Origin of the sequence: Streptomyces iconiensis (assembly GCF_028657195.3) — a bacterium.
Taxonomy (GTDB): domain Bacteria; phylum Actinomycetota; class Actinomycetes; order Streptomycetales; family Streptomycetaceae; genus Streptomyces; species Streptomyces iconiensis.
The window spans coordinates 1-24,685 of sequence record NZ_JANCPR020000082.1 but is presented as its reverse complement, the minus strand read 5'-3'; the positions used below and the strand labels follow the sequence as shown (position 1 = coordinate 24,685).

General features: G+C 69.9%; 21 protein-coding genes. 16 read left to right on the top strand and 5 right to left on the bottom strand.

From position 1 onward, the window contains the following. Positions 1-371: 371 nt before the first annotated feature. From dnaK to NMN56_RS41495, 4 genes are read left to right on the top strand one after another with little or no spacing between them, the layout of a single operon-like run. Complete coding sequence (gene dnaK / locus NMN56_RS41510; RefSeq protein ID WP_274047291.1) at positions 372-2,249, top strand: molecular chaperone DnaK; 1,878 nt, start codon at positions 372-374, stop codon at positions 2,247-2,249. Next, the gene (gene grpE, locus NMN56_RS41505; RefSeq protein WP_274047290.1) at positions 2,246-3,007 is read left to right on the top strand and encodes a nucleotide exchange factor GrpE; all 762 of its coding nucleotides are present in this window, start codon (positions 2,246-2,248) and stop codon (positions 3,005-3,007) included. The genes dnaK and grpE overlap by 4 nt, the downstream gene beginning before the upstream one ends. A gap of 27 nt (positions 3,008-3,034) precedes the next feature. Continuing rightward, complete coding sequence (dnaJ, locus tag NMN56_RS41500; protein WP_274047289.1) at positions 3,035-4,231, top strand: molecular chaperone DnaJ; 1,197 nt, start codon at positions 3,035-3,037, stop codon at positions 4,229-4,231. A gap of 1 nt (position 4,232) precedes the next feature. Continuing rightward, positions 4,233-4,700 (top strand): heat shock protein transcriptional repressor HspR, encoded by a 468-nt coding sequence (locus NMN56_RS41495; RefSeq protein WP_274047288.1) that lies wholly within the window; start codon positions 4,233-4,235, stop codon positions 4,698-4,700. 241 nt (positions 4,701-4,941) lie between these two features. On the opposite strand, the gene NMN56_RS41490 is transcribed toward NMN56_RS41495, so the two are convergent. Then, positions 4,942-5,874, bottom strand: coding sequence for a D-alanyl-D-alanine carboxypeptidase family protein (locus NMN56_RS41490; RefSeq protein ID WP_274047300.1), 933 nt, complete (start codon positions 5,872-5,874; stop codon positions 4,942-4,944). A 221-nt stretch (positions 5,875-6,095) separates the two neighbouring features. Between NMN56_RS41490 and NMN56_RS41485 the strand changes: the two genes are divergently transcribed. From NMN56_RS41485 to NMN56_RS41475, 3 genes are all read left to right on the top strand, one after another. Beyond that, positions 6,096-6,965, top strand: coding sequence for a trypsin-like serine peptidase (locus NMN56_RS41485; protein WP_274047287.1), 870 nt, complete (start codon positions 6,096-6,098; stop codon positions 6,963-6,965). Between the two features lie 157 nt (positions 6,966-7,122). After that, positions 7,123-9,711, top strand: coding sequence for an ATP-dependent chaperone ClpB (gene clpB / locus NMN56_RS41480; RefSeq protein ID WP_274047298.1), 2,589 nt, complete (start codon positions 7,123-7,125; stop codon positions 9,709-9,711). A 165-nt stretch (positions 9,712-9,876) separates the two neighbouring features. Beyond that, positions 9,877-10,416 carry a YbjN domain-containing protein gene (locus NMN56_RS41475; RefSeq protein WP_274047286.1) on the top strand — a complete coding sequence of 180 codons (540 nt, stop codon included), beginning with the start codon at positions 9,877-9,879 and terminating at the stop codon, positions 10,414-10,416. 157 nt (positions 10,417-10,573) lie between these two features. Here the strand turns inward: NMN56_RS41475 and NMN56_RS41470 are convergent, their stop codons facing one another. The 3 genes from NMN56_RS41470 to NMN56_RS41460 all read right to left on the bottom strand — a co-directional run bounded on the left by NMN56_RS41470 (position 10,574) and on the right by NMN56_RS41460 (position 12,918). Next, entirely contained in the window at positions 10,574-10,909 is a 336-nt protein-coding gene (locus tag NMN56_RS41470) for a hypothetical protein (RefSeq protein WP_274047285.1), read from the bottom strand. Between the two features lie 25 nt (positions 10,910-10,934). Beyond that, positions 10,935-11,474, bottom strand: a complete 540-nt coding sequence (locus tag NMN56_RS41465) for a hypothetical protein (RefSeq protein WP_280842939.1) — start codon at positions 11,472-11,474, stop codon at positions 10,935-10,937. Positions 11,475-11,658: 184 nt separating this feature from the next. Continuing rightward, the gene (locus tag NMN56_RS41460; RefSeq protein ID WP_274047283.1) at positions 11,659-12,918 is read right to left on the bottom strand and encodes a pyridoxal phosphate-dependent aminotransferase; all 1,260 of its coding nucleotides are present in this window, start codon (positions 12,916-12,918) and stop codon (positions 11,659-11,661) included. A gap of 140 nt (positions 12,919-13,058) precedes the next feature. Here NMN56_RS41460 and NMN56_RS41455 point away from each other — a divergent pair, with 140 nt between their 5' ends. The 5 genes from NMN56_RS41455 to NMN56_RS41435 all read left to right on the top strand — a co-directional run bounded on the left by NMN56_RS41455 (position 13,059) and on the right by NMN56_RS41435 (position 18,025). Further along, on the top strand, positions 13,059-13,295 hold the full coding sequence (locus NMN56_RS41455; RefSeq protein ID WP_274047282.1) for a hypothetical protein: 237 nt from the start codon (positions 13,059-13,061) through the stop codon (positions 13,293-13,295). A 462-nt stretch (positions 13,296-13,757) separates the two neighbouring features. Continuing rightward, a complete protein-coding gene (locus tag NMN56_RS41450; RefSeq protein WP_274047281.1) occupies positions 13,758-14,330 on the top strand; it encodes a DUF2617 family protein in 573 nt (190 codons plus the stop codon). Between the two features lie 75 nt (positions 14,331-14,405). Then, positions 14,406-16,004, top strand: a complete 1,599-nt coding sequence (locus NMN56_RS41445) for a polyamine aminopropyltransferase (RefSeq protein ID WP_274047280.1) — start codon at positions 14,406-14,408, stop codon at positions 16,002-16,004. 128 nt (positions 16,005-16,132) lie between these two features. Beyond that, the gene (locus NMN56_RS41440; RefSeq protein WP_274047278.1) at positions 16,133-17,176 is read left to right on the top strand and encodes an SRPBCC family protein; all 1,044 of its coding nucleotides are present in this window, start codon (positions 16,133-16,135) and stop codon (positions 17,174-17,176) included. Between the two features lie 21 nt (positions 17,177-17,197). After that, complete coding sequence (locus NMN56_RS41435; RefSeq protein ID WP_274047277.1) at positions 17,198-18,025, top strand: aldose epimerase family protein; 828 nt, start codon at positions 17,198-17,200, stop codon at positions 18,023-18,025. Positions 18,026-18,259: 234 nt separating this feature from the next. Here the strand turns inward: NMN56_RS41435 and NMN56_RS41430 are convergent, their stop codons facing one another. Then, complete coding sequence (locus NMN56_RS41430) at positions 18,260-19,705, bottom strand: arylsulfotransferase family protein (RefSeq protein ID WP_274047276.1); 1,446 nt, start codon at positions 19,703-19,705, stop codon at positions 18,260-18,262. 122 nt (positions 19,706-19,827) lie between these two features. Between NMN56_RS41430 and NMN56_RS41425 the strand changes: the two genes are divergently transcribed. From NMN56_RS41425 to NMN56_RS41410, 4 genes are all read left to right on the top strand, one after another. Next, complete coding sequence (locus NMN56_RS41425) at positions 19,828-20,370, top strand: orotate phosphoribosyltransferase (RefSeq protein WP_274047274.1); 543 nt, start codon at positions 19,828-19,830, stop codon at positions 20,368-20,370. 219 nt (positions 20,371-20,589) lie between these two features. Next, positions 20,590-21,621 (top strand): class II fructose-bisphosphate aldolase, encoded by a 1,032-nt coding sequence (fbaA, locus tag NMN56_RS41420; protein WP_274047273.1) that lies wholly within the window; start codon positions 20,590-20,592, stop codon positions 21,619-21,621. A gap of 201 nt (positions 21,622-21,822) precedes the next feature. Then, complete coding sequence (malX, locus tag NMN56_RS41415; protein WP_274047272.1) at positions 21,823-23,442, top strand: maltose/glucose-specific PTS transporter subunit IIBC; 1,620 nt, start codon at positions 21,823-21,825, stop codon at positions 23,440-23,442. A 5-nt stretch (positions 23,443-23,447) separates the two neighbouring features. Continuing rightward, positions 23,448-24,614, top strand: a complete 1,167-nt coding sequence (locus tag NMN56_RS41410; protein WP_274047270.1) for a MalY/PatB family protein — start codon at positions 23,448-23,450, stop codon at positions 24,612-24,614. Positions 24,615-24,685 lie beyond the last annotated feature (71 nt).

Below are 24,685 nucleotides of genomic sequence, written 5' to 3'. Positions count from 1 at the left end.
CTCTCACTTCACAAGAGCCTGGCCCCGATACGGCCGGGGGAGTCCAGAGGGGGCGGAGCCCCTTTTGGCGGGGGGATTGCCGGGGGGCGGAGCCCCCCGACGCCCGGCCGGCGAGGCCAACGGGGGCCAGGGGGCGAAGCCCCCATTAGGAACGGAAACTGGCTTCAAACCACAGGAACCACAACAGGGGGCACGGGGCGCAGCCCGCAAAACCACAACGGGGCAAGGGGTGAAGCCCATGCGAGGAACCGCCATGCGCGAGGCACAAGCAGTGAGGTTGAGCCCAACCAACTCAAGCCTTTTGACGCAGCCCCAACCATGAGGCACCCTTGAGCCAGCTTCACTCAAGACATCAGCTGGAGGAAACCGAAATGGCTCGTGCGGTCGGCATCGACCTGGGTACGACGAACTCCGTCGTCAGTGTTCTCGAAGGCGGTGAGCCCACCGTCATCACCAACGCCGAGGGCGCCAGGACCACGCCGTCCGTCGTGGCCTTCGCGAAGAACGGCGAAGTGCTCGTCGGCGAGGTGGCCAAGCGGCAGGCGGTCACCAACGTGGACAGGACCATCCGGTCGGTCAAGCGCCACATGGGCACCGACTGGAAGGTCAACCTGGACGGCAAGGACTTCAACCCGCAGCAGATGAGCGCCTTCATCCTGCAGAAGCTGAAGCGGGACGCGGAGTCCTACCTCGGCGAGAAGGTGGAAGACGCGGTCGTCACCGTCCCGGCGTACTTCAACGACGCCGAGCGCCAGGCGACGAAGGAGGCCGGCGAGATCGCGGGCCTGAACGTCCTGCGGATCGTCAACGAGCCGACCGCGGCTGCGCTGGCGTACGGCCTGGAGAAGGAAGACCAGACGATCCTGGTCTTCGACCTCGGCGGCGGCACCTTCGACGTCTCGCTGCTGGAGATCGGCGACGGCGTCGTCGAGGTGAAGGCGACCAACGGTGACAACCACCTCGGTGGTGACGACTGGGACCAGCGCGTCGTCGACTACCTGGTCAAGCAGTTCCAGTCCGGCCACGGCGTGGACCTGGGCAAGGACAAGATGGCTCTCCAGCGTCTCCGCGAGGCAGCGGAGAAGGCGAAGATCGAGCTGTCCTCGTCCACCGAGACGACGATCAACCTGCCCTACATCACGGCCTCGGCCGAAGGCCCCCTGCACCTGGACGAGAAGCTCACCCGGGCGCAGTTCCAGCAGCTCACGCAGGACCTGCTGGAGCGTACGAAGACGCCGTTCCACAACGTCATGAAGGACGCGGGCATCCAGCTGTCCGAGATCGACCACGTCGTTCTCGTCGGCGGCTCGACCCGTATGCCCGCCGTCGCCGAGCTGGTCAAGGAGCTGACCGGCGGCAAGGACGCGAACAAGGGCGTGAACCCGGACGAGGTCGTCGCCATCGGCGCGAGCCTGCAGGCCGGTGTGCTGAAGGGTGAGGTCAAGGACGTCCTGCTGCTGGACGTCACCCCGCTGTCCCTGGGTATCGAGACCAAGGGCGGCATCATGACCAAGCTCATCGAGCGCAACACCACGATTCCGACGAAGCGCTCGGAGACCTTCACGACGGCCGAGGACAACCAGCCCTCCGTGCAGATCCAGGTCTTCCAGGGCGAGCGCGAGATCGCGGCGTACAACAAGAAGCTGGGCATGTTCGAGCTGACGGGTCTGCCGCCGGCGCCGCGCAACGTGCCGCAGATCGAGGTCACCTTCGACATCGACGCGAACGGCATCATGCACGTGGCGGCGAAGGACCTGGGCACGGGCAAGGAGCAGAAGATGACCGTCACCGGCGGCTCCGCGCTGCCCAAGGACGACATCGACCGCATGATGCGCGAGGCCGAGCAGTACGCCGACGACGACGCCAAGCGCCGCGAGTCCGCCGAGACCCGCAACCAGGCGGAGCAGCTCGTCTACACGACCGAGAAGTTCCTCAAGGACAACGAGGACAAGGTCCCCGCCGACACCAAGTCCGAGGTCGAGACCGCCGTCGAGGACCTCAAGGAGAAGCTGAAGGGCGAGGACACCGCGGCCATCCGCGAGGCGTCCGAGAAGGTCGCGGCCACCAGCCAGAAGCTCGGCCAGGCGCTCTACGCCGACGCGCAGCAGGCGCAGTCGGCCGGCGGCCCCGAGGCCGGGGCCGGCGCCGCGGGTGCCGGTGCTGACGCGGGCAAGGCGCAGGACGACGACGTCGTGGACGCCGAGATCGTCGACGACGACCAGCAGAAGCCCAAGGACGGTGCAGCGTGACGGAGGAGACTCCGGGCTTCGACAAGGAGCCCGACGTCCCCGACGATGCCGGTGAGCTCGCCGACGCCGCTCAGTCCGCCGCCTCCGCCAAGGAGGCGGCGGCCCCGGGCGCGGCGGCCGGGGACGGACAGACAGCCCAGCCCGCACAGCCCGACCACAAGGCTGAGCACGACGTGAGCACGGCCCAGGACATGCACGACACGGACGGCGGCCAGGAAGGCGAGGACGGCCAGGTGGCCGCCATCGCCGAGCTGGACCAGACACGCACGGCGCTGCACGAGCGCACGCAGGATCTCCAGCGGCTCCAGGCGGAGTTCCAGAACTACCGCCGCAGGGTCGAGCGGGACCGCGTCGCGGTCAAGGAGGTCGCGGTCGCGAACCTCCTGACGGAGCTGCTTCCCGTGCTGGACGACATCGGTCGCGCCCGCGACCACGGCGAACTGGTCGGCGGCTTCAAGTCGGTTGCCGAGTCGCTGGAGATGGTCGTCGCCAAGATGGGCCTGATGCAGTTCGGCAAGGAGGGCGAGCCCTTCGACCCGATGGTCCACGAGGCCCTGATGCATTCGTACTCTCCGGATGTCACGGAGACGACGTGCGTGCAGATCCTCCAGCCCGGGTACCGGATCGGCGAGCGGACGATCCGCCCCGCGCGGGTCGGTGTGGCCGAGCCGCAGCCCGGTTCCGCCGGGTCGCCCGGGGAAGCGGAGGGCGAAACGCCGGCAGCAGAAGAGGAGACCGGTGGCCCGGACGAGGGCTGACCGCGGACGGAAGGAGGGACGTCGGGGATGAGTACCAAGGACTTCATCGAGAAGGACTATTACAAGGTCCTCGGCGTCCCCAAGGACGCCACCGAAGCCGAGATCAAGAAGGCGTACCGCAAGCTCGCACGGGAGAACCACCCCGACGCGAACGCCGGTGACCCCAAGGCCGAGGAGCGGTTCAAGGACGCCTCCGAGGCGTACGACGTCCTCGGTGACGCCAAGCGCCGCAAGGAGTACGACGAGGCACGCACGCTCTTCGGCAACGGCGGCTACCGGCCCGGCGGTGCCGGAGGGCCCGGCGGTGCCGGATCGTTCAACTTCGACCTGGGCGACCTCTTCGGAGGGACCCAGGGCGGGGGCGGCGGTCCCGGCGGCCCCGCGGGCGGCTTCGGCGGCGGGCTCGGCGACGTGTTCGGCGGGCTCTTCAACCGGGGCGGCACCACCACCCGTACGCAGCCGAGGCGCGGTCAGGACATCGAGTCCGAGGTGACGCTCAGCTTCACCGAGGCCGTGGACGGGGCGACCGTTCCGCTGCGGATGTCCAGCAGCGCCGCGTGCAAGGAGTGTTCGGGCACCGGCGACAAGAACGGCACACCGCGGGTGTGTCCGACGTGCGTGGGCACGGGCCAGGTCTCGCGCGGTGGCGGCGGCGGTTTCTCGCTGACCGACCCGTGTGTGGACTGCAAGGGCCGCGGCCTCATCGCGCAGGACGCCTGCGAGACCTGCAAGGGCTCGGGCCGCGCGACCAGTTCGCGCACCATGCAGGTCCGTATCCCCGCCGGCGTCAGCGACGGGCAGCGCATCCGATTGCGCGGCAAGGGCGCTCCGGGCGAGCGCGGCGGGCCCAACGGTGACCTGTATGTCGTCGTGCACGTCGACAGGCACCCGGTGTTCGGGCGCAAGGGCGACAACCTCACCGTCACCGTGCCCGTGACCTATCCGGAGGCGGCGCTGGGCGGCGAGGTCAGGGTGCCCACGCTGGGCGGCCCGCCGGTCACCCTCAAGATCCCGCCGGGTACCCCGTCAGGACGCACCATGCGGGCCAGGGGCAAGGGCGCGACGCGCAAGGACGGGACACGCGGGGACCTGTTGGTGACGGTGGACATCTCCGTGCCGAAGGATCTGAGCGACAAGGCGAAGGACGCGCTGGAGTCGTACCGTGATGCCACGGCGGCGGAGGACCCGCGCGCCGCGCTCTTCAAGGCCGCGAAGGGAGACTGAAGTGGACGGCCGGGACGGACACAGGCGAGGTTTTGCGGCACGCGCCGCGTACGAACTGACCGAGGAATCGCCGGTCTACGTCATCTCGGTCGCCGCTCAGCTCTCGGGCCTGCACCCGCAGACCCTGCGCCAGTACGACCGTCTCGGCCTGGTCTCGCCCGACCGTACGCCCGGACGCGGCCGGCGGTATTCGGCGCGCGACATCGAGCTGCTGCGCGAGGTGCAGCGGCTCAGCCAGGACGAGGGCATCAACCTCGCCGGGATCAAGCGGATCATCGAGCTGGAGCAGCAGGTGGCCGCGCTGAAGGCGCGGGTCTCCGAGCTGTCCTCGGCCGTCGAGGGTGCCGCGGCGGCGATGCGGCAGCGCGAGGCGCAGGTGCACGCCTCGTACCGCCGGGACCTTGTCCCGTACGAGGACGTGCACCAGTCCAGCGCCCTCGTCGTCTGGCGCCCCCACCCCCGCAACTAGCGGCTCCGCCGCGTTCCTGTGCACCCCGCCTGTACGTCGCGGGCTGCCGCTGCGTTGTGGCTGGCCGCGCAGTTCCCCGCGCCCCTGAAGGGGCGCGGGGAACTGCGCGAGCGACCCCGGCGAGCCCGCAGCCCGCAAAGCACAGCGAGGGGCACCCCGAGCCCGGCGCGGAGCGCGGGTCCGGCGCAGGGCGAGGGCTCGGCGCAGGGCGAGGGGCGCGGCCCCTCTCAGGACGTACGGGTCACTTGGCGAACCCGTACGTCATCAGCTTCTTCGCGTCCGCCGTGCGGCGGGCAGCGGAGGACGAGGTGAGCACGGTGCCGATGACGGTCTTGCCGCCGCGGGTCGCCGCGAACACCAGGCAGTACTTGGCCTGCGGCCCCGACCCGGTCTTGACCCCGATCGTGCCGGAGTAGCTGCCGAGCAGGTTGTTCGTGTTCTTCCAGGACATGTAGCGGTGCCCACCACTCTTCGTGGTGGTCTTCTGCTTGGTCGACTTCGTCTTCACGATCGTGCGGAACGTGGAGTACCGCATCGCGCTGCTGGCGATCTTGGTCATGTCGCGCGGTGTCGAGTAGTTGCTCCCGTTCCCGATCCCGTCGAAGGAGTCGAAGCGGGTGTTCTTCAGGCCCAGGCTCTTCGCGGTGGCGTTCATCTTGCCGATGAAGGACTTCACGCGCTTGGCGCGGGTGGAGCCGCTGCCGAACTTGTCGGCCAGGGCGTAGGCCGCGTCGCAGCCGGAGGGCAGCATCAGGCCGTAGAGGAGCTGACGGACGGTGACCTTGTCGCCGACGATCAGCCGGGCCGAGGACGCGGTCTTCCTGACGATGTAGTCGCTGTACGCCTTCTGGATCTTCACCTTGGAATTCAGGTTGAGGTTCGTCTGCGCGAGCACCACCCGCGCGGTCATGATCTTGGTGGTCGAGCCGGTGGAACGGCGCGTGTCCGCCGCCTTGGTGTAGAGGGAGGCGCCAGTGCCGTTGTTCATCACGAAGCCGCCCTTGGCGGCAATGGCGGGCTTCTTGGCCGCAGCCGCAGCCGCAGCCGCAGCCGAAGCAGCAGGCGCCGCGGCGGCTGCGGTCGTGGCCGCCGTCGGCACCGGCGCTGCCTGTGCCGGGGTGGCCAGTGCTCCCGTCGTCAGAACGGCTCCCGCGGTGAGGAGTACCGCGGAGATCCGGTGGAGACCGGCAGAGCCATGGTTGGCATGGGTGCCGCGTTTGTCGTGGGTCACGGTATTTGCTCCAAATGCCCCTGTGCTGCGGCCTCTTGGGCGTGCCGCTCAGGTCATGAGACTCACGAACCGGCCCGGTGGATGCGCTCTTGGGGAGATTCTTACGGTCACCCGGACGCACGGCTGCGGTGGTACACGTGGGGGACGGCGCTCAGCGTGAACTGATGGGGATCAAGCGGTACCGCGTAGGGGCGGCCCTCGCCGGCGCGCTGATCGGGGCGACCCTCGGCGGCGCGGGTTCTGGGCCGGGTCCTGGGACGGGAGCGGTGCAGGAGACCGGCGGCGATTCATGGCCAGGGGGGTCCATCGCGACGGTCGGCAAGCTGGTCTCGTTCCTGCCGAACGGGCATACGGGGCTGTGCTCAGGCGCCATCGTCGACTCCCCCAACGGCAGCGTCATCGCCACCGCGGCCCACTGCCTGACCAGCCCCGAGGAGCCGGTACGGGCAGAGGAGATCTACTTCCTGCCCGGTTACGACGGGCTGGGCCAGCGCGACCGCACGCGTATCCGTGCCGAGGGGTGGCGGGTGCGGGGCAGGTACCAGCCGCGGGGCTGGGACGTGAGCAGGCCGCTGGCCGAGATCCTGCCGGACGACTGGGCGTTCCTGACCGTGGCCCGTAAGAACGGCCGCACGGTTCAGGAGGCGGCGGACGGCGCCAACCGTCTCGCGTTCGCGCCGGAGGAGAGCGGGGAGCCGCTCGCCGTCGCCGGCTACTCGGCGAGCGGCCCGTACGACGGTGAACGGCTGCGCTACTGCGCGGGCCCCGCGCGGCTGGCGCCTCCCGGTGAGTACGCGCGGCCGAACGTCGGCAGCTTCGTACTGGACGGCTGCGATCTGACGCAGGGTGCGAGTGGTGGCCCATGGTTGCGGGGGTACCACGAGGGGAGGCAGGCCGGGACGGTCGTCGCTGTGGTGACGGTGGGGGAGTCGGGGAAGGTGCTCGGCCGCCCGTTCCCGTCCCGGGCACGCGCCCTGTTCACCCGGGCCGCCCGCGAGGGCGGCGAGCGTGCCGCCCGCGACGGTGGCGAGTGAGCGGTCCACGGCGGCGGCGAGCGTGCCGCCCGCGGTGGCGAATGAGCGGTCCGGGACGGGAACGAATCGGGTCCCTGTTGGGTTGAGTGAAGTAGACTCAACTTGCTGCATGCTGGAGATGGCAAGCACGCACGCATCGAGGGAGGAACGCACGACAGTGGACGCGGAGCTGACCAACAGGAGCCGGGACGCGATCAGCGCGGCCAACAGCCGCGCCGTCACCGACGGACACCCCGACATCACCCCGGCGCATCTGCTCCTCGCCCTGCTCACGGGCGAGGACAACGAGAACATCCAGGATCTGGTCGCCGCCGCAGAGGCCGACCAGGCGGCGCTGCGCGCGGGTGCCGAACGGCAGCTGGGGGCGCTGCCCAGCGTCCAGGGGTCTACCGTCAGCAGGCCGCAGGCCGACCGCGAGCTGCTCGCCGTCATCGCGGACGCGGCGCAGCGCGCCAAGGAACTGGGCGACACTTACGTCTCCACCGAGCATCTGCTCATCGGCATCGCCGCCAAGGGCGGGGCCGCGGGCGAGCTGCTCAAGGAGCAGGGCGCCACCGACAAGAAGCTGCTCGGAGCCTTCCAGGATCAGCGAGGCAGCCAACGCGTGACGAATGCGGACCCCGAAGGCACGTACAAGGCGCTGGAGAAGTTCGGCACCGATCTGACAGCCGCCGCCAGGGAGGGCAAGCTCGACCCGGTCATCGGCCGTGACCAGGAGATCAGGCGCGTCGTCCAGGTGCTCTCGCGGCGCACCAAGAACAACCCCGTCCTCATCGGGGAGCCCGGCGTCGGCAAGACCGCCGTCGTCGAGGGCCTGGCCCAGCGTGTGGTCAAGGGCGATGTGCCCGAGTCGCTGCGCAACAAGCGGCTGGTCGCGCTCGACCTCGGTGCCATGGTCGCGGGCGCGAAGTACCGGGGCGAGTTCGAGGAACGCCTCAAGACCGTCCTCTCCGAGATCAAGCAGAGCGACGGCCAGATCATCACCTTCATCGACGAGCTGCACACCGTCGTCGGCGCGGGCGCCGGCGGCGACTCCGCCATGGACGCGGGCAACATGCTCAAGCCGATGCTGGCCAGGGGCGAGCTGCGCATGGTCGGCGCCACCACGCTGGACGAGTACCGCGAGCGGATCGAGAAGGACCCCGCGCTGGAGCGCCGCTTCCAGCAGGTGCTGGTCGCCGAGCCCACCGTCGAGGACTCCATCGCGATCCTGCGCGGCCTCAAGGGGCGGTACGAGGCGCACCACAAGGTGCAGATCGCCGACGGCGCGCTCGTCGCCGCCGCCGCGCTCTCCGACCGGTACATCACCTCGCGCTTCCTGCCCGACAAGGCCATCGACCTCGTGGACGAGGCCGCCTCCCGGCTCCGTATGGAGATCGACTCCTCACCTCTGGAGATCGACGAACTCCAGCGCGCCGTCGACCGGCTCAAGATGGAGGAGCTGGCCCTCGACAAGGAGACCGACCCCGCCTCCGTAGAACGCCTGGAGCGGCTGCGCCGTGAGCTGGCCGACAAGGAGGAGGAGCTGCGGGGCCTCACCGCGCGCTGGGAGAAGGAGAAGCAGGGCCTCAACCGCGTCGGTGAGCTGAAGGAACGCCTCGACGAACTGCACGGCACGGCCGAACGCGCCCAGCGCGACGGCGACTTCGACACCGCGTCCAAGCTGCTCTACGGGGAGATCCCGGGCCTGGAGCGGGAGTTGGAGGAGGCGGCCGAGGCCGAGGAGGAGGCCAAGCGCGACACGATGGTCAAGGAGGAGGTCGGCTCCGACGACATCGCCGACGTGGTCGCCTCCTGGACCGGCATCCCCGCAGGCCGCCTGCTGGAGGGCGAGACCCAGAAGCTCCTGCGCATGGAGGACGAGCTGGGCACGCGCCTGATCGGCCAGAAGCAGGCCGTGCGCGCCGTCTCCGACGCCGTACGCCGTACGCGTGCCGGCATCGCCGACCCCAACCGCCCCACCGGCTCCTTCCTCTTCCTCGGCCCCACCGGTGTCGGCAAGACGGAGCTGGCCAAGGCGCTGGCCGACTTCCTCTTCGACGACGAGCGGGCCATGGTCCGTATCGACATGAGTGAGTACGGCGAGAAGCACTCGGTGGCCCGCCTCGTGGGCGCCCCTCCCGGCTACGTCGGCTACGAGGAAGGCGGTCAGCTCACCGAGGCGGTAAGGCGCCGCCCGTACAGCGTGGTTCTGCTGGACGAGGTCGAGAAGGCGCACCACGACGTCTTCGACGTACTGCTCCAGGTCCTCGACGACGGCCGGCTCACCGACGGGCAGGGCCGGACCGTCGACTTCCGCAACACGATCCTGATCCTGACGTCCAACCTGGGCAGCCAGCATCTGATCGACCCCCTGGAGAAGGAGGAGGAGAAGCGGGAACAGGTGCTCGCCGCCGTACGGGCCGCCTTCCGCCCTGAGTTCCTCAACCGCCTGGACGACCTGGTCATCTTCTCGGCCCTCGCGGGTGACGAGCTGCGCCGGATCGCCCAGCTCCAGATCGACGCGCTCCAGCGCCGCCTCGCCGAGCGGCGCCTCACCCTCGATGTCACCCCCGCAGCGCTCGACTGGCTCGCCGCCGAGGGCAACGATCCCGCGTACGGGGCACGCCCCCTGCGCCGGCTCGTCCAGACCTCGATCGGGGACCAGCTCGCACGCGAGATCCTCGCCGGCGACGTTCGCGACGGCGACACGGTGCGGGTCGACCATGTGGACGGCTGGGAGGGCCTCGCGGTGGGAACGTCCTGATTCCGTCCCGGCGCCGGGGCCGGGGCGGGGCCGGCGGGGCTCCGGTCCCCGGTACCCGGACGGGGCGTGTACGGAGCGGTCTTCGGCAGCGCCGTACCTCCAGGGTTGTCATTGCGGGGGCCTCGTGCGGGAGGATGGCGGGAGCCGTATGAAGGGAACACCCACGTGAGCATCGACCCGTCCTCGATTCCGAATTTCGGGGGCCAGCCCGAGCCGGAGGAGTCCGGTCCCAGCGGACCGATCATCCCCGACCAAGACCTCGTCAAGCAGCTTCTGGACCAGATGGAGCTGAAGTACGTCGTCGACGACGAGGGAGACCTCGCGGCGCCGTGGGAGGAGTTCCGCACCTACTTCATGTTCCGCGGCGAGGAGGAGCAGCAGGTCTTCTCGGTCCGTACGTTCTATGACCGGCCGCACACCATCGACGACAAGCCCAAGCTTCTTGAGGCCATCGACGACTGGAACCGCCGCACGCTGTGGCCGAAGGTGTACAGCCACACGCACGACGACGGCAGCGTCCGTCTCATCGGTGAGGCGCAGATGCTGATCGGCACCGGCGTCTCCCTGGAGCACTTCGTCTCCAGCACGGTGAGCTGGGTGCGGGCCTCCATCGAGTTCGACAAGTGGCTCGTGGAGCAGTTCGGTCTGGAGAAGGACGTGGACTCCGCCGAGGGCGAAGGCGGCGGCGAAGGCGACGAGAAGTAGGTCTCCCACAGCGCACCGTGACACAGCGCACCACGGCACAGCCCGCTGCGCGGCACCGCACGGTGTGCGCCGCACAGCGCGGAAACCGACGATGCCCCTGCGGCTCCTTCACGGAGCCGCAGGGGCATCGTCGTCGTGCGTCGTGCGTCCTGGAGGGTCAGTTCCCCTGGTGGGAGGCGGGCGCGGCGGTACCGGCTTCGCCGGGCTCCGCCCGTTCGATCTCCGCCTCCTCCAGCGGGCCTACGGGAATCGCGGATTCCTCCGCCGCTTTCCGCAGCAGCCGGACGGCCTCGTCGAGCGCCTGCCCCGGGGTGTCGGCCGCCAGGGTGAAGTTGGCGCCGACGGTCGAGGCATGGCCCGCGTCGCTGACCGTGAGCTGAGGCAGCGCGTTCACGCCGTGCGCGGCGAACCACTGCGACAGGTGCACGGCCAGTACATCCGGGTCGAGCCCGGACTCCAACGCGGCCAGTTCCGGCCTGACTTCCCAGTGCATGTTGCTGAACTCCTCGTTTCCTGGGCTAGGAGCCCGGGGTGTTGACCCTGACGGACCTTGAGGAGGCGGTGCCGACGGTTCCCCGGACCGGCGAGGTGATCTGCACGGTGATCGTCCCCTTGTAGGTGCCGTCCCTGGTGACGTTCGTACCGCTCGGCTTGGGCGTGTAGTACGTCGAGACGCTGCCGTTGGTGACCTTGACCTTGGTCTCGTTGGAGGCCGCGACCGAAACCCACCTGTTGCCGCTCTTCTTGTGGAGCTTTCCGCGCACCTTCACGTGCACCCTCGGGATGTTGCCCTGGCAGGAGACACGCGTCTTGAAGATGACGGACCCGGCACCCCTCGACCAGTGCGGGTTGTTGACCTGGGCGGTGCACTGCGCCCAGCGGGCGGCCTGGATCTGCTGGCCGCTCTTGGCTTCGGCCGCGACGCGTGCGGTGCTCCGCGTCTCGGAACCGGCAGTCCCTGTGGACTGCGCGGCGTGGCTGGTGGCGGCTCCGCCGGTCATGAGCGCGGCACTGACGAGTGCGACGCCCGCGGCGCGGCGAGACATAGTGGTCCTCATCGAATTGATCCCCCGTATCCGAATGGTGATGACCTGTCGCTCATAAAGTACACGTATGGCTACGCGAAGCACCCGAGTGTGAGGAGCGTCACAAGCCCACTCGTGGGCCCAATAGCGCCCGGTGGAACGGGAGTTGGGGATTCCACCGGGCGCCTGCTGGGGTCGTTGCGTGGCTGCGGCGCCGTTATGCGGGTGGCGCGTCGCGCAGGCGCTTCACGGCCTCTTCGAGGACTTCCCGGCGTTTGCAGAAAGCGAAGCGGACGTAGGGAGCGCCTTCGGCCGCGTGGTCGTAGAAGACCTGGGTGGGGACGGCGACGACGCCGCAGCGTTCGGGGAGCGCGAGGCAGAAGGCCGTGCCGTCGGTGGCCCCGAGGGGGCGGATGTCGGTGGTGATGAAGTAGGTGCCCGGCGCGCTGAAGACGCCGAACCCGGCCTGTCCGAGGCCGTGCGCGAGCAGGTCGCGCTTGGCGCGCAGGTCGTCGCGGAGCCCGGTGTAGTACGCGTCGGGCAGCGCGAGCGCCTCGGCGACGGCGTACTGGAAGGGCCCGGCGGAGACGAACGTGAGGTACTGCTTGGCCGAGCGGACGGCGGTCACGAGCGGCGGCGCCGCGGTGACCCAGCCGACCTTCCAGCCGGTGAACGAGAACGTCTTGCCGGAGGAACTGATGGTGACGGTGCGCTCGCGCATACCGGGGAAGCCCGCGAGCGGAAGGTGCTCGCCCTCGTAGACGAGATGTTCGTAGACCTCGTCGGTGACGGCCAACAGGTCGCGCTCCACGCACAGTTCGGCGATGGCGGCGAGTTCGTCGCGGCGCAGCACGGTGCCGGTGGGGTTGTGCGGGGTGTTGAGGAGGATGAGGCGCGTGCGGTCGGTGACCGCGTCCCGCAGTTCGTCCAGGTCGAGCCGGTAGGTGCGGCCCGTGCCGGGCCCCTCCGTTGTGGGGCGCAGGGTGACCGGGACGCGGGTGCCGCCCGCCATGGCGATGGAGGCGGCGTACGAGTCGTAGTACGGCTCCAGCGCGATCACCTCGTCGCCGGGCTCGACCAGCCCGAGCAGCGAGGCGGCGATGGCCTCGGTGGCGCCGGCCGTGACCAGGACCTCGGTGTCGGGGTCGTAGGTGAGGCCGTGGAAGCGCAGCTGGTGCGCGGCGACGGCGGCTCGCAGTTCGGGGACGCCGGGCCCGGGCGGGTACTGGTTGCCGCGCCCGTCCCGCAGCGCGCGAACCGCGGCCTCGCGGACCTCTTCGGGCCCGTCGGTGTCGGGGAAGCCCTGCCCGAGGTTGATGGCGCCTGTACGCGTGGCGAGCGCGGACATCTCGGCGAAGATGGTGGTGCCGAACTCGGCGAGACGGCGGTTGAGCAGCGGACGCGCTTCCCCGGATCCGGTCCGAGAGGCACCTCCGGCTCCCCGTGCGCCCGCGGCGGCGGCGTGGCCAGCAGTCATGGCCGTCATCCTCCGGGAACCTCTGGGCTTCCTCAACTCTGCTTTCGAATTGGTGCGGCGGGGGCAGGAGCCGTTCACGCCCGACAGGCGTCAATACGGGTGTGCGGAAAGGCACTTGAGACCATAAGGGGGAACCGCACATGGTGGTATTCCTGATCGTTCTGGCCGTTGTGGCGGGCATCGGACTGCTGACGGCGGTGGCGAAAGCGGCAAGCGGCGGAGGCGGCACCCACGGCAGCAGCAGCCACGGCGGCTCCTGGTGGGCAGGTGGTGGCGACGGCGGCGGCAGCTCGTGCGCCGGCAGCGGCACCTCCTGCGGAGGGGGCGGCGGAGGAGGCGGCGGCTGCGGTGGCGGTGGCGGCGGGGGCGGCGGCTGAGCAGCCCCCGCAAAGGGGAGGCCCCTTGGAGCCGGTCCTCGCAGTGAAGGGGTCGGCAGGGGAGTGGCTTCAGGGGGGGGCCGAGCTCCGCTTCGGAAGGGCTCCCCGCGCCGGGGGAGCCGGAAGCGGAACAGGCACGCGTAGCTGCACGGGCCCTCGATGGGCCCGTGTGCGTTGAACGGTCTCTCGAATGAGGCCCCGAAGCGGAACGATCGCTCGAATGCGGTTCTGTGAACCTGCCCGGTTCCTGAGGGTTCGGGCGATGTCGTGCGCCTGGCTGAGGGAGAACACGTGACCTGTTCCGTACCTATGGGATGGAAATCTGGAGAAGTTGGGTAAAAGCGCTGGGGACGCGGAGCCTTTCGTGATTCGGTGAATTGGCGTCCCCGAGAGCCACCGGAGCCTCGGGACATCGAGGGGTGGGCCGGCCCACCCTCCACTGCGTGCTTGCGGAGCCGACCCATGCTCACCACTCTGAAGACCGCCTATACCGATACCCGCGCCGGCGACCTCGCGTGGGCCTTGGGACGCGAGCCCCTGCCGGCGCTCGCGTGCCTCGACCTCGAACTCACGGGCGCACACGTGCAGTTGCGGCTGCTCGGCGCCTCGCATCAGGTGCTGCTCGACGAGGGGTACGGCTCCTGTTCGGAGACCGTCGCCTGTATGCCGGGCAGCAGTACGCCCCTTCCACTCGGTGTCTCCAAGCGCTTCGGCGCATGGGAGTACGAGTTCGCGACGCGGGTCGAGACGCTGTCGCCCGGTTCGTTCTCGGGGCGCGCGGCCGAGTTGCTCGCCCTCGTCGCCGACCATCCCAACGGACTCGCCGGCACCTTCCCCGGCGCCCCGCACGCCTTCACGGCGCTGCTCGTCCAGCGCCACGAGCTTCAGGTGCAGTGGCGCACCTGGCACGCCTACCCCCAGGAAGGACGCCTCGTCTCCACGCGTACGCGGGTGGGGGCGATGCGGGAACGGTCCTCCGCCGTGACTGTCCGCGAGGCGGAACGTTCTCCCGCGGGCGAATCCGTGAGGGCGTGAGGAGCCTGTGAGCCCTGCGGGTGAGCACCCGTGTGAGTGACCGAGGGTGCCATAGATGTCACGTACCGTTCCCCTGTGATCCACCGTTCCCCGGCCGTCGAGAGGGGCGCGCGGCTGCCCGTTCCCGCGGCACTGGGGCGCGGATTCGTGCTCGCCTCGGTCTTCCTCTGTGCGGCGTGCGGGCTCGTCTACGAGCTGGAACTGGTCGCCCTCGCCTCGTACTTGGCGGGCGACTCGGTCACCCAGGCGTCCGTCGTGCTGTCCGTCATGGTCTTCGCGATGGGCGTCGGCTCGCTCCTCGCGAAACGGCTGTGCGGCTGCGCCGCGGCCGGATTCGGTTATATCGAGGCGCTGCTCGCGCTCATCGGCGGCGGTTCAGCGATGGCGCTGTACGCGTCGTTCGCGTGGTTCGGCGAGGCGCGGATCGCGCTCGTCGTCATCTCGTTCACCATCGGGGTGCTCATCGGTGCGGAGATGCCGCTGCTGATGACGCTCATCCAGCGCATCCGCGCGCAGGACCCGGGCGGCGCGCTGGCCGATCTGTTCGCGGCCGACTACGTGGGCGCACTCGTCGGCGGGCTCGCCTTCCCCTTCCTTCTGCTGCCGCTCTACGGGCAGTTGACGGGCACGCTGCTCACCGGTGTCGTCAACGCGTTCGCCGGCGGCATGGTCGTGCTGTGGCTCTTCCGGCACGATCTGAGCACCAGCGGACGCCTGCGGCTCCTCGCCGCGAACGCCGCTGTGCTGGCGCTTCTCGTCGCCGGCGCCGCCTTCGTCGATGACTTCGAACGCGCCGCGCGGCACGCGGTCTACGGCGGTGACATACGGGTCGCCGTGCGGACAGGCATGCAGGAGCTGGTGCTCACGGGCGGTGCCGAGCGGCGGGAGTGGCCGCGCGCCGGTGAGCTGCGGCTCTTCCTGGACGGGCGGCTTTCGGTACGCGGTTCCGACGAGCGGAAGTACCACGAGGCGCTGGTACGCCCCGCCATGGCCGAGGGCCCACGCTCCCGTGTGCTCGTACTCGGTGGCGGAGACGGGCTCGCCGTGCGCGAGGTACTGCGCTACTCAGATGTACGGTCGGTCACCGTCGTGGAGCGGGACCCGGGTGTCACCCGCCTCGCCCGCAGCGACCCCGGGCTGCGGGCCCTCAACGGCGGGTCCCTGGACGACCCCAGGGTGCGGACCGTGGCAGGTGACGCGTTCGGCTGGCTCAGGGCACGCTCGCACGCGGGTTCAGGGCCCTTCGACGTGATCCTCTCCGGGCTGCCCGATCCCGGCATCTCGTCGAGCACCAAGCTGTATTCGCAGGAGTTCTACGGGCTCGCCGCGCGCTCCCTCGCACGGGAAGGACGGCTGGCCGTGCACGCCAGTTCGCCCGGCAGCAGAAGGCGCGACTTCTGGACGGTCGAGTCGACCGTGCGCTCCGTCGGCCTGCGTACCTGGCCGTACCAGGTCAAGGGCGCCGGCGTGGCCTTCACCTCGGGACCCGACCGCTCGCTCCGCCGCAGCCCGGGGGGAGGAGAGGGCAGCTGGGGCTTCGTACTGGCCCAACGGGGCGGCCGGTGCTGCCCGTTGGCGACCGAGGGTTACCGCGAGGCCGAGCGCCGCGCCGCGCGCGGCCGGCTGAAGGGCCTGCCGCCCTCGACCCTGGTGCACCCCCGTTACCTGGAGTGAAGGACGGCCGCCGTCCCACGTGCTGCCGTACGGCGCCGGGAGTGACGGGCGGGCGAGGGGTGAAGGTGCGGGGATGGATCCGGCCCAGTCATATGTGCGGCGGACTCATGAGTAATAGGCTCGGCGCCATGGAGCATGAGGTGTACGTTCCGTTTTCCGCCGGTTCCGTGCGGGCCGCACTCGCCGACACCGAGCGCGTAGCGCGCTGTGTCCCCGGGCTGCAGCGGGCAGCCGAGGCCCCCGGGGACGCCGAGGACACAGGGGCCACCGCGGGGTCCGCAGGAGAGACAGCGACCGGGACACCCGCCGCGGAAGCGGCCGGGTCCGGGCAGGGAGAGCACGCCTACCCCGGTGCCCGGATGACCGGTCGGCTGCGGGTACGCGTCGGCGGCTCGACCATCACGTACAGGGGCAGCCTCACCCTCACCCCCGTCGGCGCGGCCGACGGCTCCGAGGCGTTCGAGCAGTTCGAGGTCACGGGCAGCGGCAGCGAGGCACGCGGTGAAGGCACAGCCGAGCTGACCCTCACGCTCGCCCCGCGCTCGTCCGACGACGGCGAGGGCACCACGCTGGTGTGCACCGGCACGGTCACGGGGACCGGGCGGCTGGCCGCGCTGGAGGACAAGGCCACGACATCGGCCGGCATCCGCCTGCTCGACCGGTTCGGGACCGCGCTCGCCGACAGCATCCGGCAGGAGCCGCCGGCGGGCAGCGCCGAGGCCGAGGGCGTACGCGAGGGCGACGAGGGACCGGTAGCGGGTGGTATCGGTGCACCCGGCGACAACGAGCGCGCCATCCCCGGCATCCCCGAACCCGAGCAGGGCTCGACCCCGCTCTTCGAGACCGAGGTCCCGCCCTCCTCGCTGGGCCGCGACGGCGAGCCGGCGGAGGCGCTGGGGCCCGAGCCGGGCGGCGAGGACGCCGAGCCCGGCGCCGAGGGGTACGAAGGCCCGCTCGAACCGCTCGCGGCCGAGGCGGCGCACGCGCGGCGCACGATGATCGGGCGAAGCGCCGAGGAGGTCGACCACGCACCGCCGCGCGGCCGTTACGCGCCCGTACCGGCTCCTGAGCCCGCGACGGCGACCGCCACCCTGCGCTGGGCGGCGCCGGCGGCGGCCGTTGTGGTCGCGGGAGCCGTGGTACTCGGCCGGGTCTTGCGGCGGCGCCGTTGAACACGCCGTTAGGGTCGCTGTATGACTGATCTGCCCACCCCCGCCGAAGCCACGACCGTCGTGCTCAGCGCCGGTGACACCGACGTCACCGTCGAACCCCAGCACGGATGCAGGCTCGCCTCCCTCCGGGTGGGCGGGACAGAACTCCTGCGCCAGGGACCGAAGTACGGCTCGTTCGTGATGGCCCCCTGGTGCGGCCGTACGGCAGAGGGCCGGTTCCGCAACGGCGGAGAGATGTTCCAACTCCCGCTCAACAACGGCCCCCACGCCATCCACGGCACCGTCCGCGACGCCGCCTGGCACGCCGCGCCGGGTCTGACGCGTACGAAGGCGACGTTCACCTACGACCTCACCGACCCCTGGCCCTGGGAGGGCAGGGTCACCCAGATCGTCGAGCTGGCCGAGGACGGTTCGGGGCTCACCCTCAAGCTAGGCGTCGAGACCTTCGACGTGTCCTTCCCCGCACAGGCCGGCTGGCACCCGTGGTTCCTGCGCAACTTCGGCCAGGGCGGCGAGGACGTACGCCTGGACTTCTCCCCGACCTGGCAGGAGGAGCGCGGCGAGGACCACATCCCCACGGGCAGGCGCATCGACCCGGCGCCCGGCCCGTGGGACGACTGCTTCGGCATGCCCGGCGGCATCTCGGCGACCCTGACCTGGCCCGACGAGCTGGAACTCACGCTCAACAGCAGGGCCGAGTGGGCCGTCGTCTACGACGAGCAGGCCGAGGGCGTATGCGTCGAACCCCAGACCGGCCCCCCGAACGGGCTCAACTCCCATCCCCGCCAGGTCACTCCGATCGACCCACTGGAGGTCACGACCACGTGGACGTGGCGCACGCTCGCGTGAGTCCGTGCCCCGTCAGGGGCGCGGGGAACTGCGCGACGGGCCACGGACGGCGTGCACTTCGCGACGTACGAGAAGGGGCTCTCTCTTCGCGCCGTGGCCGCCGGGCAGGTGGGCGCACGCTCGCGTGAGTCCGTGCCCGTCAGGGGCGCGGGGAACTGCGCGACGGGCCACGGACGACGTGCACTCCGCGATGTTCGGGAAGGGGCTCTCTCTTCGCGCCGTGGCCGCCGGAGGCTACCGCCGGACCGTCCGCGTGCCGAGGACCTCCCCCCGCTCATCCAGGGCGCTGACCCGCACCGGGTCGGCGCCCTTCGCCTGACCCGGCAGGGTCACCCGCGTCTCGAAGCCGTCCTTCTCGACGGTCTTCACCGTGCCCCCCGCCGAGATCCGCCAACGGTCCACCTCGGTGGCACCGTTCCAGCTCACCGCGGCGCGGCCGTCGCTGAGGGTCACGTCGGGGGCCTTGGCCGGGGTGCCCTTCCAGTCGGCGCGCTGGGCACGGTAGGAGAAGTACCCCTCGGGGAACGCACCGGCCCACACGGGCTCCTCGCCCTGGAACTCGGCCATCTCACCGGTGTTGCCGTAGCTGACGAGCTGGTTGCCGTTCAGCATCTCGTTGCTGGAGCCGACGTACGAGCCGAACTGGGGCGGATGCGGCTGGAGATCGCGGACGAGGGCCGCCGTTCTGTCCTTCCCGTCGAGCCTGTCCTCCCCGTCGAGCTTGTAGACGGCGCCGCGGGAGACCTGCGGGTTGGCGAGGTTGCCGTTGTCGAAGACGGAGACGCTCCCGTCGCGCAGACGCCGTGCGTCGTGCTGGAAGCTGAACGCGTCGGCCAGCCGGGGAAGGGTGAAGTCGCTGTTCTCGCCGCCCAGTCGCCAGACGATCTTTCCGTCGGCCATGTCGATCTTGTAGACGGTGCTGCTGTGCCGGGCGCTCGCCAGGAGGGTGCCGTCGGGCTCGTAGGCAAGCGAGTTGAAGTGGACGTAGTCGACGTCCTTCTCGTTCAGCGAGACCTGTGTCTCCGTGATCGGTATGTGGTCGAGGGCGCTCCACTCGAACGTCACCTCGCCGGTCCCGATGTCCTGTTCCTGGATCACCGCGTCGGTGACCGTCGCGTCGGCCGGCCCGCCGTGCTCGCTGAGGTCGTAGCTCACCGGGTCGTAGCTGAGCAGCAGCACCCGCTTGCCGTCCGGGCTGATCTGGAAGTCGTGCACATCCGTCGAGTAGCCCTTCATGGCGAAGGAGGCCACCTCCCGGTACGCGCTGTCGAGCAGTACGTAGGAGCCCTCGTTCGAGCTGCCCTTGTACGCGCTGAGAACCGGTTCGCCCTTGTACGTCGTGGCGTTGAGGTTGGTGTACGTGCCGTCCTGCCACCACACCAGGTCGCCGTTGTTGGCGTAGATGCCGATGCCGCCCGTGCTGTCCGTGCCCGGATCGGTCAGCAGCAGCCTGTCGTCCTCCTTGCCGGTGCGGATCGTGGAGAGCGCCGGGGCCTCGCGGGCGAGGTCGGGGCGGGACAGCGAGGTGATGTGCTCCTTGTCGGGACGGGGCGCCCGGCTGAGGGGTCCGCCGCCGTCCGGCTCGCCGGCCTTCGCCGCCGCACCGGCGGCGAGGGGAGCGAGGAGCGCGGCCGAACCGAGTGCGGCGAACGCCGCGCGTAACGGGGTCGTGCGTCTCATGGGAGACCTCCGGGGTGGGGTGAGGCCGTGCTGTGACGCGGGGGCCGGATGTTACGGCGAGGACATGTCAGAGGGAAGGCATGGAAGTGAGCGTCCGCGGCCACGGCATAGGCTGGGGCCTCATGAGTGAGGACGTGCGCAGCGCGCTGCTGGCGCAGATCAAGGACAAGGCCGTCGTACACGGCAAGGTGACGCTCTCCTCGGGCGCCGAAGCGGACTTCTACATCGACCTGCGCCGGATCACCCTGGACGGCGAGTCGGCCCCGCTGACCGGCCAGGTGATGCTGGACGCCACGGCGCATCTCGACTACGACGCGGTGGGCGGACTCACGCTCGGAGCCGACCCCGTCGCCACGTCGATGCTGCACGCGGCGGCGGCGCGCGGGCGCAGGCTGGACGCGTTCGTCGTACGCAAGGCGGGCAAGGCGCACGGACTTCAGCGCCGTATCGAGGGCCCGGACATCTCGGGACGCCGGGTGCTGGTCGTCGAGGACACCTCCACGACGGGCAACTCCCCGCTCACGGCGGTGGAAGCGGCACGCGAGGCGGGCGCCGAGGTGGTGGCGGTGGCGACGATCGTGGAACGCGGCGCCGCCTCGGCGATGGCCGACGCCGGACTCCCGTACGTACACGCATTCGACCTCAAGGACCTCGATCTGGGCTGACCTGACCCGGCCCGAGAGGGTGCGAGGTTTCACGTGGAACCTTCCGCTTCCGTCTCGGACGGCGGGTCCAGGGGGTTGTCAGGGTGGCGGCGCGACAGGCACATCCCAGGGTCGTGAATGTGTGAAGCGCCGGGTCTGGAGCATTCGGCACGGTCTGGAAAGATAGGGCCGACGACGGCGTCGAGCCTGTACCGGTACGAACCACAAAGGAGCGGTCTGATGCCCATCGCAACCCCCGAGGTCTACAACGAGATGCTCGACAGGGCGAAGGCAGGCAGGTTCGCCTACCCCGCCATCAACGTCACCTCGTCGCAGACGCTGCACGCCGCGCTGCGCGGCTTCGCCGAGGCGGAGAGCGACGGGATCGTGCAGATCTCCACGGGCGGCGCCGAGTTCCTGGGCGGCCAGTACAGCAAGGACATGGTGACGGGCGCCGTGGCGCTCGCAGAGTTCGCGCACATCGTGGCCAAGAAGTACCCGGTCAATGTCGCGCTGCACACCGACCACTGCCCCAAGGACAAGCTCGACGGCTACGTCCGCCCGCTGATCGCCGTCTCGCGTGAGCGCGTGCAGCGTGGCGAGAACCCGCTCTTCCAGTCCCACATGTGGGACGGCTCGGCCGAGACGCTCAAGGACAACCTGGAGCTGGGGCAGGAGCTGCTGGCCGATGCGGCAGCGGCCAAGATCATCCTTGAGGTCGAGATCACGCCGACCGGTGGCGAGGAGGACGGCGTCACCCACGAGATCAACGACGAGCTGTACACCACCGTCGAGGACGCCATCCGCACCGCCGACGCGCTCGGCCTCGGCGACAAGGGCCGCTACCTGCTCGCCGCCTCCTTCGGCAACGTCCACGGCGTCTACAAGCCCGGCAACGTCGTGCTCCGCCCCGAGCTGCTCAAGGACCTCCAGGAGGGCGTCGCGGCGAAGTTCGGCAAGCCCGCTGGCGCGCAGCCGTTCGACTTCGTCTTCCACGGCGGCTCCGGCTCCACCGAGCAGGAGATCGCCACCGCGCTGGAGAACGGCGTCGTGAAGATGAACCTGGACACGGACACGCAGTACGCCTTCACGCGTCCCGTGGCCGCCCACATGTTCAGCAACTACGACGGCGTTCTGAAGATCGACGGCGAGGTCGGCAACAAGAAGGTCTACGACCCGCGCAGCTGGGGCAAGGCCGCCGAGAAGGGCATGGCCGAGCGCGTCCTGACCGCGTGCGGCAACCTGCGCTCCACGGGCACCCGCATGAAGTGAGCCCCGTACCTCCACGCCGTACGCACGCGGCAAGGGCCCGGTCCTCCACCAATCAGGAGGGCCGGGCCCTTGCCGTGCGAGAACCGGGACCGTGGCAGAGAGTAACGAGACGTTCCGCAAACAGCACAACGGCCATTCGCTATGAATTCGTAACGTGGTTCCCCCTGCAATTACAGATGTCCTGACATGCAGACTGAGCCGATGAAGATCGCACGAATACGGCAGGCCAAATCCGCGCTCTGGGAGTTCTTCCAGGGGCTCGGCAAGACATTCATGCTTCCGGTGGCTCTGCTCGCGTTCTGCGGCATCATGCTGGGCATCGGCTCCTCGCTCTCCAGCGACGCCGTCACAGGCAACCTCACCTTCCTCCAGGGCGAGGGCTTCCACCTCGTCTTCACGTGGATGGCCAACACGGGGCAGGTCGCCTTCACCTTCCTGCCCGTTCTGTTCGCGATGGCGATCCCCCTGGGCCTGGCGCGCGAGGACAAGGGCGTCGCCGCCTTCTCCGGGTTCGTCGGGTACGTCTCGATGAACCTCGCGGTGAACTTCTTCCTCACCGCACGGGACGTCGACTTCGAGGACAAGGGACAGATCGCGCACTACGGCATCGCCGACGTGCTGGGCATCCAGTCCATCGACACCGGGCTGGTCGGCGCCGTCGTCGTCGGCATCATCGTGTCCGTACTGCACCGCCGCTTCCGCACCCAGCGGATGCCCGACGCGCTCGCCTTCTTCGGCGGGCTGCGGTTCGTGCCGATCATCTCCGCGCTGGTGCTCAGCGTGCTCGGGCTGCTCATCCCGCTGGTGTGGCCCACCTTCAACGGCTGGATCAAGGACATCGGCGAGGCCATCGGGCACGCCGGGGTCTTCGGCCCGTTCTTCTTCGGCGCCGGTGAGGTGCTGCTGCGCCCCGTCGGGCTGCACCACGTGCTCGTCGCAATGTTCCGCTTCACCGATGTCGGCGGCTCGGGCGCCGTCTGCGGCGAGCACGTCAGCGGCGCGCTCAACATGTTCTACGCGCAGCTCAACTGCAACGCACCGGCCAACGCCGACGTCACCTCGGCCACCCACTTCCTCTCCCAGGGCAAGATGGCCGCCTACCTCGGCGGGCTGCCGGGTGCCGCGCTCGCGATGTACCACTGCGCGCGGCGCGCGATGCGGCCCGAGATCAAGGCGCTGCTCATCTCCGGCGTCGTCGCCTGTGTGGTCGGCGGCATCACCGAGCCGCTGGAGTTCCTCTTCCTCTTCATCGCGCCCTGGCTGTACCTCATCCACGCCGTACTCGTCGGCCTGGGCTTCCTCACCGCGGCCGTCCTCGGCGTCTTCATCGGTAACACCGACGGCAACGTCATCGACTGGCTCGTCTTCGGCGTCCTCCAGGGCACGACGACCAAGTGGTACCTGGTGCCGGTCATCGCCGCCGTCTGGTTCGCCGCGTACTACTTCCTCTTCCGCTGGGCGATCCGCCGCTTCGACCTCAAGACCCCCGGCCGGGACGAGCCGGAGCCGGACGACGAGTCGGCCGAGCCCGGCGAGGAAGCCCCGGCGGACGGGCCGAAGCCGGAACTGGTCGCGGGCAAGTACGACCCCGTAGCCATCCTCGAAGCGCTCGGTGGCCCCGCCAACATCCGCACCCTCGACAACTGCATCACCCGCCTCCGGATGACCGTCGAGGACGCCGCACAGCTCGACGAGGCCCGGCTCAAGAAGCTCGGCGCCGTAGGCGTCGTCACGCTCGACGCGCACACCGTCCAGGTCGTCATCGGCCCCCAGGTGCAGTCCGTCAAGGACGCACTCGACGGCCTCGTCCGGACGAAGTGAGCCCCATGACCCCCACCTACGACTTCGACCGCGTCATCGACAGGCACGGCACCTGGTGCACCCAGTGGGACTACGTCGAGGACCGCTTCGGCGTGCCCGACCTGCTGCCCTTCACCATCTCCGACATGGACTTCGAGACGGCCCCCGAGGTCCTCGAAGCCCTCCGCACCCGCCTCGACCACGGAGTCCTCGGCTACACGCGCTGGCGGCACAGCGACTTCCTGACCGCCGTCACCGACTGGTACGCGAGGCGCCACGACACCGCGATCGACCCCGAAACGATCGTGTACGCGCCCTCCGTCGTCTACCAGATCTCCCAGCTCCTTCGCCTGTGGTCGGCCCCGGGGGACGGCGTGGTCGTGCACACCCCCGCCTACGACGCCTTCCCCAAGACCCTCGCCGCGCACGGCCGCGAACTGCGTGGCTGCCCCGTGGACGACTTCACCCAGCTCGAACGCCTCCTCGCGCTGCCCGACACCTCGGTCCTCCTCCTGTGCTCGCCGCACAACCCCACGGGCAAGGTGTGGACACGCGACGAACTCACCCACATGGCCCGCCTCTGCGAGCGGTACGGCGTAGCGGTCATCAGCGACGAGATCCACTCCGACCTCGCCCACGAGCCCCACGTCCACCGCCCGTGGGCACTCCACGGCCGCCCCGGGGCACGCTGGGCCATGGTCACCTCAGCTTCCAAGTCCTTCAACATCCCCGCCTTGACCGGCAGTTACGGCATCTTCAGCGACCCCGAAACCCGCGAAGCCTACCTGCGCGCCCTCAAGGACGCCGACGGCCTCTCGTCCCCCGCCGTACTGTCCCTGGTCGGCCACATCGCCGCCTACCGCCACGGCGCCCCCTGGCTCGACGCCCTCCGCACCTACCTACGGGGCAACCTGGAACTGATCCGTTCGAGCCTGCACACCACATTCCCCGACCTCGCCTGGGCCCCACCAGAGGCGGGATACCTCGCATGGATCGACCTTCGCCCCCTGGGCATCGACGACGGCACCCTCCAGCACGAACTGATCACCCGCGAGCGCGTAGCCATCATGCCCGGCACCTCCTACGGCTCCCCCGGCTTCCTCCGCCTCAACGCCGGCTGCCCCCGCCCCAAACTAGAAACAGGCACCCAAGCCCTCCTCCACACCCTGCACCGCCTAACCAAACACCCCTAACGACTCCCTCCCCGGCCCCCCAGCGAGCCCATCTCCCACCAAGCACCGATGACCCCGCCCCACCCCCAGGC

Coding starts and splice junctions, on each gene's coding strand:
- dnaK (WP_274047291.1), top strand. CDS start 372: ATGGCTCGTGCGGTCGGCATCGACCTGGGTACGACGAACTCCGTCGTC.
- dnaJ (WP_274047289.1), top strand. CDS start 3,035: ATGAGTACCAAGGACTTCATCGAGAAGGACTATTACAAGGTCCTCGGC.
- NMN56_RS41485 (WP_274047287.1), top strand. CDS start 6,096: ATGGGGATCAAGCGGTACCGCGTAGGGGCGGCCCTCGCCGGCGCGCTG.
- NMN56_RS41470 (WP_274047285.1), bottom strand. CDS start 10,909: ATGCACTGGGAAGTCAGGCCGGAACTGGCCGCGTTGGAGTCCGGGCTC.
- NMN56_RS41465 (WP_280842939.1), bottom strand. CDS start 11,474: ATGAGGACCACTATGTCTCGCCGCGCCGCGGGCGTCGCACTCGTCAGT.
- NMN56_RS41460 (WP_274047283.1), bottom strand. CDS start 12,918: ATGACTGCTGGCCACGCCGCCGCCGCGGGCGCACGGGGAGCCGGAGGT.
- NMN56_RS41455 (WP_274047282.1), top strand. CDS start 13,059: ATGGTGGTATTCCTGATCGTTCTGGCCGTTGTGGCGGGCATCGGACTG.
- NMN56_RS41450 (WP_274047281.1), top strand. CDS start 13,758: ATGCTCACCACTCTGAAGACCGCCTATACCGATACCCGCGCCGGCGAC.
- NMN56_RS41440 (WP_274047278.1), top strand. CDS start 16,133: ATGGAGCATGAGGTGTACGTTCCGTTTTCCGCCGGTTCCGTGCGGGCC.
- NMN56_RS41435 (WP_274047277.1), top strand. CDS start 17,198: ATGACTGATCTGCCCACCCCCGCCGAAGCCACGACCGTCGTGCTCAGC.
- NMN56_RS41430 (WP_274047276.1), bottom strand. CDS start 19,705: ATGAGACGCACGACCCCGTTACGCGCGGCGTTCGCCGCACTCGGTTCG.
- NMN56_RS41425 (WP_274047274.1), top strand. CDS start 19,828: ATGAGTGAGGACGTGCGCAGCGCGCTGCTGGCGCAGATCAAGGACAAG.
- fbaA (WP_274047273.1), top strand. CDS start 20,590: ATGCCCATCGCAACCCCCGAGGTCTACAACGAGATGCTCGACAGGGCG.
- malX (WP_274047272.1), top strand. CDS start 21,823: ATGAAGATCGCACGAATACGGCAGGCCAAATCCGCGCTCTGGGAGTTC.
- NMN56_RS41410 (WP_274047270.1), top strand. CDS start 23,448: ATGACCCCCACCTACGACTTCGACCGCGTCATCGACAGGCACGGCACC.